A 13,204-nucleotide genomic window follows, 5' to 3' on the forward strand; every position below is an offset into this window, starting at 1 on the left:
CTCAGGCGGTTGCCGCCGATTCCAGGAAGTCTTGGGCAAAACGCTGCAACACGCCGCCCGCCTCGTAGATCGACACTTCTTCAGCGGTGTCCAGGCGGCAGGTCACCGGCACTTCGACACGCTCGCCATTCCTGCGGTTGATCACCAGGGTCAATTGCGCGCGCGGCGTGCGTTCGCCGAGCACATCATAGGTTTCGCTGCCGTCGATCTTGAGCGTGTGACGGTCGGTGCCCGGCAGGAACTCCAGCGGCAGCACGCCCATGCCGACCAAATTGGTGCGGTGGATGCGCTCGAAACCTTCGGCGGCGATCGCTTCCACCCCGGCCAGGCGTACGCCCTTGGCCGCCCAGTCGCGGGACGAGCCTTGGCCGTAGTCGGCGCCGGCGATGATGATCAGCGGCTGCTTGCGTTCCATGTAGGTTTCGATGGCTTCCCACATGCGCGTGACCTTGCCTTCCGGCTCGATACGCGCCAGGGAGCCCTGCTTGACCTTGCCGTTTTCCTGGACCATTTCGTTGAACAGTTTCGGGTTGGCGAAGGTGGCGCGCTGCGCGGTCAGATGGTCGCCGCGGTGAGTCGCGTAGGAGTTGAAGTCCACTTCCGGCAGGCCCATTTTCGCCAGGTACTCGCCGGCGGCGCTGTCGAGCATGATCGCGTTGGACGGCGACAGGTGATCGGTGGTGATGTTGTCCGGCAGCACGGCGAGCGGGCGCATGCCCTTGAGCGGACGCGCACCGGCCAACGCGCCTTCCCAGTACGGCGGGCGGCGAATGTAAGTGCTTTGCGGGCGCCAGTCGTACAGCGGGGTGACTTTGGGGCCGGTGTCTTCGTGAATCGCGAACATCGGAATGTACACGGCGCGGAACTGCTCAGGCTTGACCGAGGCCTTGACCACCGCGTCGATCTCTTCGTCGCTCGGCCAGATGTCCTGCAGGCGAATTTCCTTGCCGTCGGCGTCGAGCCCGAGCACGTCTTTCTCGATATCGAAACGAATGGTGCCCGCGATCGCGTAGGCCACGACCAGCGGCGGCGAGGCGAGGAAGGCCTGCTTGGCATACGGATGGATACGCCCATCAAAGTTGCGGTTGCCCGACAGCACGGCGGTCGCGTAAAGGTCGCGGTCGATGATTTCCTGCTGGATCACCGGGTCGAGCGCGCCGGACATGCCGTTGCAGGTGGTGCAGGCGAAGGCCACCACGCCGAAACCGAGTTGTTCCAGCTCATGCCCCAGGCCCGCTTCTTCCAGGTACATGGCCACGGTTTTCGAACCCGGCGCCAGGGACGATTTGACCCACGGCTTGCGCGTCAGCCCGAGCCGGTTGGCGTTGCGCGCCAGCAGGCCTGCGGCGATCACGTTGCGCGGGTTGCTGGTGTTGGTGCAACTGGTGATGGCGGCGATGATCACCGCGCCGTCGGGCATTTGCCCCGGTACGTCGTCCCACTGGCCGCTGATGCCCTTGGCCGCCAGGTCACGGGTGGCGACGCGGGCGTGCGGGTTGCTCGGGCCCGCCATGTTGCGCACCACGCTGGACAGGTCGAACCTGAGGCCGCGCTCGTATTGTGCGCCCTTAAGGTCGTCCGCCCACAGGCCGGTGTGGCGTGCGTATTGCTCCACCAGGGCGACTTGCTCCTCTTCGCGACCGGTGAGCTTCAGGTAGGCAATTGTCTGCTGGTCGATGTAGAACATCGCCGCGGTGGCGCCGTATTCCGGGGCCATGTTCGAGATGGTGGCGCGGTCGCCCAGGGTCAGTGCCGAAGCACCTTCACCGAAGAACTCCAGCCACGCGCCGACGACTTTCTGTTGGCGCAGGAACTCGGTCAGCGCCAGCACCATATCGGTGGCGGTGATACCCGGCTGCAGCTTGCCGGTCAGCTCCACGCCGACGCTTTCGGGCAGGCGCATCCACGAGGCACGGCCGAGCATCACGCTCTCGGCTTCAAGGCCGCCAACGCCGATGGCGATCACGCCCAGGGCATCCACATGGGGGGTGTGGCTGTCGGTGCCGACGCAGGTATCCGGGAAGGCCACACCGTCGCGCACCTGGATCACCGGCGACATTTTCTCAAGGTTGATCTGGTGCATGATGCCGTTGCCGGGCGGGATCACGTCGACGTTCTTGAAAGCCTTCTTGGTCCACTCGATAAAGTGAAAGCGATCTTCGTTGCGGCGGTCTTCGATGGCGCGGTTCTTTTCGAACGCCTGCGGGTCGGCACCACCGGCTTCGACGGCCAGGGAGTGGTCGACGATCAACTGGGTCGGCACCACCGGGTTGACCTGCGCCGGGTCACCGCCTTGCAGGGCGATGGCATCGCGCAGACCGGCGAGGTCCACTAGCGCGGTCTGGCCAAGGATGTCATGGCATACCACCCGGGCGGGGAACCAGGGGAAATCGAGGTCACGCTTGCGTTCGATCAGTTGGCTCAGGGACGCGTTGAGAGTGGCCGGGTCGCAGCGACGCACCAGGTTCTCCGCGAGTACGCGGGAGGTATACGGCAAGGTGGCGTAGGCACCAGGGGTGATCGCCTCGACAGCCGCGCGGGCATCGAAGTAATCCAGGCGGCTGCCGGGCAGCGGTTTGCGAAATTCAGTGTTCATCGTCAGGACTCGGTCACGGTGGTTACAAAAGGAAGGCCTGCGCCGGTCGGAAAATTGAAATGCAATCCAAAATGTGGGAGGGGGCTTGCCCCCGATGGCGGTGTATCAGTCGACACATGTGTTGCATGACACACTGCTATCGGGGGCAAGCCCCCTCCCACACTTTGATCGCATTCCAATCCCGGGTCCGTGGGCCCTCTCATTCAGCGACGTTCGATTGGCACGAACTTGCGCTGCTCTACGCCGATGTACTCGGCACTTGGACGGATGATGCGGTTGTTGGCGCGCTGCTCGAACACGTGCGCGGCCCAGCCGGTGAGCCGCGAACAGACGAAGATCGGTGTGAACAGCTTGGTCGGGATGCCCATGAAGTGGTACGCCGAGGCATGGTAGAAGTCGGCGTTGGGGAACAGCTTCTTTTGCTCCCACATGGTCTTGTCGATGGCTTCGGAAACCGCGAACAACACGGTGTCGCCCACTTCGTCGGCGAGTTGTTTCGACCAGCCCTTGATCACCTCATTACGAGGGTCGCTGTCTTTGTAGATCGCGTGACCGAAGCCCATGATCTTGTCCTTGCGCGCCAGCATGCCGAGGGTGCCTTCGACGGCTTCTTCGGCCGAACCGAAACGTTCGATCATCTCCATCGCCGCCTCATTAGCTCCACCGTGCAGCGGCCCGCGCAGGGAACCGATGGCCGCGGTGACGCAGGAATACAGGTCGGACAGGGTCGAAGCGCAAACCCGGGCGGTAAAGGTCGAGGCGTTGAATTCGTGCTCGGCGTAGAGAATCAGCGACACGTTCATCACTTTGACGTGCAGTTCGCTCGGCTTCTTGCCGTGCAGCAGGTGCAGGAAGTGCCCGCCGATGCTTGGCTCGTCGGTGACGCAGTCGATGCGTTTGCCCTCGTGGCTGAAGCGGTACCAGTAGCACATGATCGCCGGGAAGGCGGCAAGCAGGCGGTCGGTGACGTCACGCTGCACGCTGAAGTCTTTTTCCGGCTCGATATTGCCCAGGAATGAGCAACCGGTGCGCATCACGTCCATCGGATGGGCGTCGGCGGGGATGCGTTCGAGCACTTCTTTCAAGGCTTGCGGCAAGTCGCGCAGCTTGCTCAGCCTGGCGCTGTAGGCATCCAGTTCGGCCTGGGTCGGCAGTTCGCCGTACAGCAGCAGGTAAGCGACTTCTTCAAAGTGCGCATCGGCGGCCAGTTCACGTACGTCGTAGCCACGATAGGTCAAGCCGGCACCTGCCTGGCCCACGGTCGACAGTGCGGTCTGCCCGGCTACCTGGCCACGCAGGCCGGCACCACTCAATACTTTTGCTTCAGCCATGGTTCTTCTCCAATTTTGTAGTTATTCAGGGAGGCGCGTTTGTCACTTTTTCGCGGCAAACAGCGCGTCGAGCTTCTGCTCGAAGGTGTGGTAGTCGATGCGATCGTAAAGCTCCATGCGGGTTTGCATGGTATCGATCACGTTCTGTTGCGTACCGTCGCGACGGATCGCGGTGTAGACGTTCTCGGCGGCCTTGTTCATGGCACGGAAGGCCGAGAGCGGGTACAGCACGATGGAAACATCGGCAGATTTCAACTGTTCGGTGGTGTACAGCGGGGTCGCGCCGAATTCGGTGATATTGGCCAGGATCGGCGCCTTCACCCGCGAAGCGAACAGCTTGTACATCTCAAGTTCGGTAATGGCTTCCGGGAACACCATGTCGGCGCCGGCCTCGATGCACGCGGCGGCACGCTCCAGGGCGGACTCCAGACCTTCCACGGCCAGGGCGTCGGTGCGCGCCATGATCACGAAGCTGTCATCGGTGCGCGCATCGACGGCAGCCTTGATGCGGTCGACCATTTCCTGCTGGGACACGATCTCTTTGTTGGGACGGTGGCCGCAGCGCTTGGCGCCGACCTGGTCTTCGATGTGGATGGCCGCCGCGCCGAACTTGATCATCGACTTGACGGTGCGCGCCACGTTGAACGCCGACGAGCCGAAACCGGTGTCCACGTCCACCAGCAGCGGCAGGTCGCACACGTCAGTGATGCGGCGTACATCGGTCAACACATCATCCAGGCCGGTGATGCCCAGGTCCGGAACACCCAGGGAACCCGCGGCCACGCCGCCACCGGACAGATAGATCGCCTTGAAGCCGGCGCGCTTGGCCAGCAAGGCGTGGTTGGCGTTGATGGCGCCGACGACCTGCAACGGCTGTTCACTGGCGACCGCGTCACGGAAACGCTGGCCTGGGGTGCTGTTGTTCGTAGAACTCATGACTCACCTCTATTTATTGGGGAGCGCCGTCCGGGAAGTGACGGGCGATGTTGCGTTTGGACGCGCCGATATGGCGGCGCATCAACAGTTCGGCCAGTTCACCATCGCGATCGGCGATCGCGTCCAGAATGCGGTGATGCTCGGCAAAGGCCTGGCGTGGACGGTTGGGCGTGGCGGAGAACTGGATGCGGTACATGCGCACCAATTGGTACAGCTCGCCGCAGAGCATCTGGGTCAGGGTGCGGTTGCCGGCCCCCTGAATGATCCGGTAATGGAAGTCGAAATCGCCCTCCTGCTGGTAATAGCCGACACCGGCCTGGAACGCGGCGTCCCGTTCGTGGGTGTGCAAGACCTGGCGCAGTTCTTCGATTTCCGCGTCGGTCATGCGCTCGGCGGCCAGCCGGCACGCCATGCCTTCCAGTGACTCGCGAATCTCATACAGCTCGATCAGCTCGGCGTGGCTCAACGACACCACACGCGCGCCGACGTGGGGCACTCGCACCAGCAGGCGCTGGCCTTCGAGGCGGTGAATCGCCTCGCGCAGCGGGCCACGGCTGATGCCATAGGTGCGCGCCAGCTCCGGTTCGGAGATCTTGGTGCCGGGGGCAATCTCGCCTTTGACGATGGCGGCCTGGATTCTGCGGAAGACGTTTTCCGACATCGTTTGGGATTCGTCCGACAGCGCCGGCGGAGCTTCCGATTGGTCCAGCATATTGTCGACACCTTTGAAAGCAATGTGGCAAAAACTAGCCAATCTCTACTGCTTAGTCAAAGAATAATTCCACATTGTCGACAATCGTCTAATAACCTCCATTGACCTCTGTAAAGCATGGCCGCCTGCCAGCGCTGGCGCCAGAAAAGCATCATGTTAGAATGCCCGCCGCATTTGCCTGACATCGCGAGATGAAACGGCGCACGAGGGAGCTTGCGCAGTAATGCCAGTCGCCTTGAATTTCGCACTGCATCGCCTCAGGAATTATGAGACTCAAGCCCTTCCCCCTACTGTTATGCCTACTGTCACTCCCGAGCCTTGGCGTTGCCGCCGAGAAAACGGTGTATGGCCTCAATGAATACGCCAAGCTGGCGGGCATCGACCTTGAAGTCGCGGCCAAACTCGACACGGGCGCCAAGACCGCCTCACTGAGTGCGCGCGATATCAAACGTTTCAAGCGCAACGGCGAATCCTGGGTACGCTTTTACCTGGCCATCGATGCCGCCCACTCCCATCCCATCGAACGTCCCCTGGCCCGCGTCAGCAAGATCAAGCGCCGCGCCGGTGATTACGACCCCGAGGAGGACAAGCAGTACACCGCTCGTCCGGTGATTGCCCTGGATATCTGCATGGGCAACGCTTTACGCAGCATCGAGGTGAACTTGACTGACCGAAGCACCTTCCAATACCCGCTGCTGATCGGCTCCGAAGCGCTGAAGCGCTTTGATGCGCTGATCGACCCCAGCCTTAAATATGCAGCAGGCAAACCTGCCTGCGCCGCCGACGCTCATACCGCCGAGTAAACCGAATGCGCTCTCTGACCCTGCACCTGAAAATCCTGATCACCATTTTGGTGGTGCTGGGTATTTCGGTCACCGCCTACCAGATCTTCGTGCTGGGCATCCCCGTTACCGAGGACGCCACCGACGACTTGTGGAACATCGACGCGAAGGTCGAGTTCGTCGCCAACCCCAAGGATCCGGTGAAAATCTCGATGTTCGTGCCGCCGCTGAGCCGCGACTTCGTCAGCCTCAATGAGAGTTTTATTTCAAACAACTACGGGGTGAGCGTCAACCGCGCCGACGGCAACCGCAAGGTCACCTGGTCGGCGCGACGCGCCAAGGGCAACCAGACCCTGTATTACCGCCTGGTGCTGACCAAGCGCTACAGCGGTGAAAAGGTCAAGATCAAGGGCCCGACCTTCCGCGACAGCATCGCCGTGGAAGGCCCGGAAAAAATCGCCGCCGAAGCCTTGCTCGCGCCGATTCGCCAGCACTCGGCGGACGTCGAGACTTTCATCACCGAAGCCATCAAGCGCACCAACAACCTCAACGACGACAACGTAAAACTGCTGCTGGCGGGCGACGCGTCGACGTCGCACAAGGCCAAGATCGTTGAGTTGCTGCTGTCCATCGCCCACGTTCCGGTGGAGAAAGTCCATACCATCCGCCTCGTCGCCGACCAGCCACAATCTCCGGAACTGTGGTTGCGCAGCTTCAACGGTAATGACTGGCTGTACTTCAACCCGGAAACCGGTGAACAGGGCCTGCCCGCCGACCGCCTGCTGTGGTGGACCGGCGATGAAAACCTGATCACGGTCGATGGCGGCAAGAAAGCCATGGTGACCTTCAGCCTGAACAACAGCGAGATGAACGCCATCCGCCTGGCCAAGCTGACCGACGAAAACACTGACGCCAACTTCCTCGAATACTCGCTGTACGGCCTGCCGCTGCAGACCCAGCAGACCTTCATGATCATGGTGATGATCCCGATTGGCGTGCTGGTGATCCTGATCCTGCGCAACCTGATCGGCCTGCAGACCCTCGGCACCTTTACCCCGGTGCTGATTGCCCTGGCGTTCCGCGAGACGCAGCTGGGCTTCGGGATTGTGCTGTTCACCATTATCACCGCGCTGGGGCTGTCGCTCAGGTCCTACCTGGAACACCTGAAGCTGCAGATGCTGCCGCGACTGTCGGTGGTGCTGACCTTCGTGGTGGTGCTGATTGCCGCCATCAGCCTGTTCAGCCACAAGCTGGGCCTGGAGCGCGGCTTGTCGGTGGCACTGTTCCCGATGGTGATCCTGACCATGACCATCGAACGCCTGTCGATCACCTGGGAAGAGCGCGGCGCCAACCATGCGCTGAAAGTGGCAATCGGCACGCTGTTCGCGGCGTCCCTGGCGCACATCATCATGAGCGTGCCGGAGCTGATCTACTTCGTGTTCACCTTCCCGGCGATCCTGCTGATCCTGGTGGGCTTCATGCTGGCCATGGGGCGCTATCGCGGCTACCGCCTGACCGAACTGGTCCGTTTCAAGGCCTTCCTGAAGGCTGACTCGTAATGTTCGGCTTCTGGAAGACCTGGAAAGCCCTGGAAGCGCGAGGGATCATGGGCATCAACCGGCGTAACGCCGACTACGTGCTCAAGTACAACAAGCGCAGCCTGTACCCCATTGTGGATGACAAGATCATCACCAAGGAGCGGGCCATGGCGGCCGGCATCCATGTGCCGCAAATGTATGGCGTGATCTCCACCGAGAAGGAAATCGACAAGCTCGACGAAATCATCGGCGGGCGCAGCGACTTCGTGATCAAGCCCGCCCAGGGCGCCGGGGGCGACGGAATCCTGGTGGTTGCCGACCGCTTCGAGGGACGCTATCGCACGGTGTCCGGCAAGATCATCAGCCATGAAGAAATCGAGCATCAGATTTCCAGCATTTTGACCGGCCTGTACTCCCTGGGTGGCCACCGCGATCGCGCCTTGATCGAATACCGCGTGGTACCCGACCAGATCTTCAAGAGCATCAGCTACGAAGGCGTGCCGGATATCCGCATCATCGTGCTGATGGGCTACCCGGTGATGGCCATGCTGCGCTTGCCGACCCGCCAGTCCGGTGGCAAGGCCAACCTGCACCAGGGCGCGATTGGCGTGGGCGTCGACCTCGCCACCGGCCTGACCCTGCGTGGCACCTGGCTGAACAACATCATCACCAAGCACCCCGACACCACCAATGCGGTGGATGGCGTACAACTGCCAAACTGGGACGGTTTCATGAAGCTGGCGGCCGGCTGCTACGAGCTGTGCGGCCTGGGCTATATCGGTGTGGACATGGTGCTGGACCAGGAAAAAGGCCCGCTGATCCTGGAGCTGAACGCGCGGCCCGGGCTCAATATCCAGATTGCCAACGACTGCGGCTTGACCTTGCGCACCCATGCAGTGGAAGCGCGACTCGAAGAACTCAAAGCCGCTGGCGTGAGCGAAACCCCGGAAGAACGGGTGAAGTTCGTGCAGGAAATGTTCGGGCATATACCGCCCGTGGAAGGCTGACCCGACCTTCAAACGGTCTAACCCCGACATCCCCTCTAGGAGCAAATCCTATGGGGGACTACAATCCCCTCCCTTCGCGCCACTGGCTGATTCACCCCCGCATGTCGACTTGTTCCGTTTACCCGTTGCCCTATCGGGCCAACCCTACCGAGTATTTTGCGGCGATTCGCCATGCCCCTGGCGCGGTGCTGCTCGACAGCGGCCGTCCGGCTGCCGAGCGTGGCCGTTATGATCTGCTCAGCGCCTGGCCTGAGGCGACCTTGGCGGTTGAGCCTGACGAAAGCGGCAGTGACTTCCTGCAGCGCTTGCGGGAAAACCTTACACGGTTGGGCGAAGCGGATTTACCCGCAGGGTACGAGCTACCGTTTGCCGGCGGCCTCATCGGGTATCTGAGCTATGACTTTGGCCGGCACCTGGAGCAGATGCCGCAACTGGCCGTAGATGACCTGAACCTGCCGGACGCACGCTTTGGGCTCTACGCCTGGGCGTTGATCAGCGACCACCAGGCGCAGTCCAGCCAGTTGGTGTTCCACCCGGCATTGGCCCAGGGCGAGCGGCAACGATTGGTCGCCTTGTTCAGCCAGGAAAGCGTCGAGCTGTCGGCACCGTTCAAACTTCATGGCCCCATGGCCCCTGACCTGACCGCCGAGGTCTATCGTCAGGCCATTGGGCGAATTCAGGACTACATTCAGGCTGGCGACTGCTACCAGGTCAATTTCGCCCAGCGCTTTCGTGCGCCCTGCAGCGGCGATCCCTGGTTGGCTTACTGCGCACTGCGCGAAGCCTGCCCGACGCCGTTTTCCGGGTTCCAGAGCCTGCCGGACGACGGCGCGGTGCTGAGCCTGTCGCCCGAGCGTTTCGTGCATGTCAGCCAGCGCCGCGTGGAAACCCGCCCCATCAAAGGCACCCGCCCACGTGGCCTGACGCCGGAGGAAGATACCGCCAACGCCGCCGAACTGCTGGCCAGCGCAAAGGATCGCGCCGAGAACCTGATGATCGTCGACCTGCTGCGCAACGACCTCGGCCGCAGTTGCCGTATCGGCTCGGTAAACGTCCCGGAATTGTTCAGCCTGGAAAGCTACCCCAACGTGCACCACTTGGTGAGCAGCGTCACCGGCACATTGGCCGACGACAAAGACGCCCTCGACCTCATCGCCGGCAGCTTCCCCGGCGGCTCCATCACCGGTGCGCCGAAGATCCGCGCCATGCAGATCATCGACGAACTGGAGCCGACCCGACGCGGCTTGTACTGCGGCTCGCTGATGTACCTGGACGTGCGCGGCGAAATGGACAGCTCCATCGCCATCCGCAGCTTGCTGGTCAAGGACGCGCAGGTCTGCTGCTGGGGCGGCGGCGGGATCGTCGCGGACTCGCAGTGGGAGGCGGAATACCAGGAGTCGCTGACGAAAGTGCGGGTGCTGTTACGCACCCTGGAAAGCCTCTGATCCCCAAGCCATTCCTGCCGCAACCTCGACGCGAAAAACCCTGAATCAGAACGGGAGTGGACCGACGGTGAACTGGACGATAGCGTCCGACTTCCGCCGCCACCGGCCATCTGTGAAGGACCACATAGGCGATTGCTCAACCGTCAGAACTTGTTTCAGAGATTGCATCTCTGCCCACTCAGGCCTAACATCTCCCAAAACGGGAGGTCGTGACGATGCGAATCATTGCGCTCTCAACCTTACGAATATTCTGGGAAAGCCAGCCAGCGTTCGCCGATGCAAAAACGCCCCTGGTCGAGTTATATCGCCATCTGGAGAAGGCCACTTATCCGACGCCGCAGGCGCTCAAGGCAGCGCTGCGCACTGCGAGCATCCTCAAAGGCGGACGGGTTGTATTTAACGTGGGTGGCAACAAGTACCGGGTGATCATGTCGATCGATTATGAGCGCCAGCTTGGGTTCGTGCGCTTCGTCGGCACCCACGCGCAGTACAACCCAATCAATGCGGAGACCGTGTGATGAACATCAAACCTATTCATTCTCAGGAAGACCTGGCCGCTGCGCTCGCCCGCGTTGAGCAGCTGTGGGGAGCCGCCATCGGCAGCCCCGAAGGTGACGAGCTTGAAATTCTCGCTGTTCTCATTGAGAAGTACGAGGCGCAACACTTCCCGATGCCGCCTTCGGACCCGGTGGAGGCGATCCGATTCCGTATGGAGCAGATGGGTCTGACTGCCCGCGATCTTGAGGCGTTTATCGGCTCCAGCGGGCGGGTTTCGGAGGTTCTGAACGGCAAGCGCAAGCTGAGCCTGGCCATGATCAAACGCCTGCACGAGGGTTTGTGCATTCCTTATGAGCGGTTGCTGGCAGGCATTTAGGCGGCGCTGGGTGGGCCCATCGCGAGCAAGCCCGCGCCCACATTTGCCCGCGTTTATCCCGTGGGAACGCGGTCGAATGTGGGAGCGGGCTTGCCCGCGAAGAGGCCACCCGCCTCACCGCATTACTTAAAGGCTAAACTGCCGGTTCGACGCCTTGATGAACGCCTTCTTCAAATCCTCGAACGTATGCACCGCCGGAAACTGCGGGAACTCGCGAATCACGTTCTCCGGGGCATGGAACAGAATCCCCTGGTCCGCCTCACCCAGCATGGTGGTGTCGTTATAGGAGTCACCCGCCGCAATCACCCGGTAGTAGAGCGTCTTGAACGCCAACACCGACTGGCGCTTGGGATCCTTCTGGCGCAGCTGGTAGCTGACCACCCGGTCGTTTTCATCGGTGATCAGGCGGTGGCAGAGCAAGGTCGGAAAGCCCAGCTGGCGCATCAGCGGCTGGGAGAATTCGTAGAAGGTGTCTGAGAGGATCACCACCTGGAAGCGCTCGCGCAGCCAGTTGACGAACTCGATGGCGCCGTCCAGTGGCTTGAGGGTGGCAATCACTTCCTGAATATCGCCGAGCCTGAGCCCGTGCTCGTCAAGAATGCGCAGGCGCTGCTTCATCAGCACGTCGTAGTCGGGAATGTCACGGGTGGTCGCGCGCAGGGATTCAATACCGGTTTTTTCGGCGAAGGCGATCCAGATTTCCGGAACCAGCACCCCTTCCAGGTCGAGACAGGCAATTTCCACAAGACACTCCATTGGTATTATTCAAGTTGAGCGAGCAAAAGGACTGCCGAACTCTAGCGACTCGAGCACGCCGCCGCAACGCAGGGCGGATTTTGATACCATCGCCCCCTATAGAGCGCTCAGCGCCACTGACCTGTAGGAACCGTCCTGATGAACCAAGCCTTCGACGTCGTTGAACTCGCCACGACCTATGCCAACAAATCCGCCCAGGACATTCTCAAGCTGGCGTTCAGCCAGTTCGGTGATGACCTGTGGATTTCCTTCAGCGGCGCCGAGGATGTGGTGCTGGTGGACATGGCCTGGAAGCTGAACAAGAACGTCAAGGTGTTCAGCCTCGACACCGGTCGCCTGCACCCGGAAACCTACCGGTTTATCGAACAGGTGCGTGAGTTCTACAAGATCGACATCGAGCTGATCTCGCCGGACCAGAGCAAGCTGGAGCCCTTCGTCAAGGAAAAAGGTCTGTTCAGCTTCTATAAGGACGGTCATGGCGAGTGCTGTGGCATACGCAAGATCGAGCCGTTGCGCCGCAAACTCGCCGGGGTGCGTGCCTGGGCCACCGGCCAGCGTCGCGACCAGAGCCCGGGCACCCGAAGCCAGGTGGCCGCGTTGGAAATCGACACGGCGTTTTCTACCCCGGAACGCACCCTGTACAAGTTCAACCCACTGGCGCAAATGACCAGCGAGGAGATCTGGGGCTATATCCGTATGCTGGAGCTGCCCTATAACAGCCTGCATGAACGCGGCTTTATCAGCATCGGCTGCGAGCCCTGCACCCGCCCGGTCCTGCCCAACCAGCACGAGCGTGAAGGCCGCTGGTGGTGGGAAGAAGCCACGCAGAAGGAATGCGGGCTGCATGCCGGGAATATCATCACCAAGGCGTAAAGGCTCACGCAGTTAACAGGTGGGAGGGGGCTTGCCCCCGATGGCGGCGTGTCAGTCACTGTACGGGTGACCGATCCGGCGCTATCGGGAGCAAGCCCCCCTCCCACATTTGTTTTGTGTTAGCAATAAACATGTACACACAGTTGTAACTATCGGTGCCATTTATGTGTGCAATCCAGGACGCACCGCACCAAAACGTAACACTTCCTGCCTTTCGGTTTTCGCCCTCCTGAGTCTCCCACCTTCGTCTTTAAAATAAATAACTGTTCGAATGGTCAATTTATATCGCTTTCAATTCAGCCAGTTATTTCAATCAGCGATAAAAACGAAATTAGCCTTGGTTTTCATAGATCG

General features: G+C 61.2%; 12 protein-coding genes. 7 read left to right on the forward strand and 5 right to left on the reverse strand.

The genetic code is table 11. The features are described from left to right. Position 1: 1 nt before the first annotated feature. The 4 genes from acnD to SC318_RS19540 form a co-directional block, all read right to left on the reverse strand. The gene (gene acnD, locus SC318_RS19525) at positions 2–2,596 is read right to left on the reverse strand and encodes a Fe/S-dependent 2-methylisocitrate dehydratase AcnD (RefSeq protein ID WP_320428112.1); all 2,595 of its coding nucleotides are present in this window, start codon (positions 2,594–2,596) and stop codon (positions 2–4) included. Between the two features lie 203 nt (positions 2,597–2,799). Continuing rightward, entirely contained in the window at positions 2,800–3,927 is a 1,128-nt protein-coding gene (gene prpC / locus SC318_RS19530; RefSeq protein WP_320428113.1) for a bifunctional 2-methylcitrate synthase/citrate synthase, read from the reverse strand. A 42-nt stretch (positions 3,928–3,969) separates the two neighbouring features. After that, a complete protein-coding gene (gene prpB / locus SC318_RS19535) occupies positions 3,970–4,863 on the reverse strand; it encodes a methylisocitrate lyase (protein ID WP_060756239.1) in 894 nt (297 codons plus the stop codon). Between the two features lie 13 nt (positions 4,864–4,876). Beyond that, a complete protein-coding gene (locus SC318_RS19540; RefSeq protein ID WP_320428114.1) occupies positions 4,877–5,575 on the reverse strand; it encodes a GntR family transcriptional regulator in 699 nt (232 codons plus the stop codon). A 266-nt stretch (positions 5,576–5,841) separates the two neighbouring features. Here SC318_RS19540 and SC318_RS19545 point away from each other — a divergent pair, with 266 nt between their 5' ends. From SC318_RS19545 to SC318_RS19570, 6 genes are all read left to right on the forward strand, one after another. After that, complete coding sequence (locus SC318_RS19545; RefSeq protein ID WP_306494159.1) at positions 5,842–6,378, forward strand: retropepsin-like aspartic peptidase RloA; 537 nt, start codon at positions 5,842–5,844, stop codon at positions 6,376–6,378. 5 nt (positions 6,379–6,383) lie between these two features. Next, positions 6,384–7,916, forward strand: coding sequence for an osmotic stress tolerance membrane protein RloB (locus SC318_RS19550; protein WP_124387749.1), 1,533 nt, complete (start codon positions 6,384–6,386; stop codon positions 7,914–7,916). Next, positions 7,916–8,902 (forward strand): alpha-L-glutamate ligase-like protein, encoded by a 987-nt coding sequence (locus SC318_RS19555; protein ID WP_124387750.1) that lies wholly within the window; start codon positions 7,916–7,918, stop codon positions 8,900–8,902. The genes SC318_RS19550 and SC318_RS19555 overlap by 1 nt, the downstream gene beginning before the upstream one ends. A gap of 101 nt (positions 8,903–9,003) precedes the next feature. Continuing rightward, positions 9,004–10,347: an aminodeoxychorismate synthase component I gene (gene pabB / locus SC318_RS19560; RefSeq protein ID WP_320428115.1), complete on the forward strand. Its 1,344-nt coding sequence runs from the start codon at positions 9,004–9,006 to the stop codon at positions 10,345–10,347. 215 nt (positions 10,348–10,562) lie between these two features. Continuing rightward, a complete protein-coding gene (locus SC318_RS19565; RefSeq protein WP_320428116.1) occupies positions 10,563–10,865 on the forward strand; it encodes a type II toxin-antitoxin system HigB family toxin in 303 nt (100 codons plus the stop codon). Next, positions 10,865–11,221, forward strand: coding sequence for a helix-turn-helix domain-containing protein (locus tag SC318_RS19570; protein WP_320428117.1), 357 nt, complete (start codon positions 10,865–10,867; stop codon positions 11,219–11,221). Before SC318_RS19565 ends, SC318_RS19570 begins: the two co-directional genes overlap by 1 nt. A gap of 126 nt (positions 11,222–11,347) precedes the next feature. On the opposite strand, the gene thrH is transcribed toward SC318_RS19570, so the two are convergent. Then, positions 11,348–11,965: a bifunctional phosphoserine phosphatase/homoserine phosphotransferase ThrH gene (thrH, locus tag SC318_RS19575; protein WP_320428118.1), complete on the reverse strand. Its 618-nt coding sequence runs from the start codon at positions 11,963–11,965 to the stop codon at positions 11,348–11,350. A 150-nt stretch (positions 11,966–12,115) separates the two neighbouring features. On the opposite strand from thrH, the gene SC318_RS19580 reads away from it, so the two are divergent. Further along, the gene (locus SC318_RS19580; protein ID WP_320428119.1) at positions 12,116–12,850 is read left to right on the forward strand and encodes a phosphoadenylyl-sulfate reductase; all 735 of its coding nucleotides are present in this window, start codon (positions 12,116–12,118) and stop codon (positions 12,848–12,850) included. Positions 12,851–13,204: the final 354 nt, after the last annotated feature.

This window comes from Pseudomonas sp. MUP55, from assembly GCF_034043515.1.
Taxonomy (GTDB): Bacteria; Pseudomonadota; Gammaproteobacteria; order Pseudomonadales; family Pseudomonadaceae; genus Aquipseudomonas.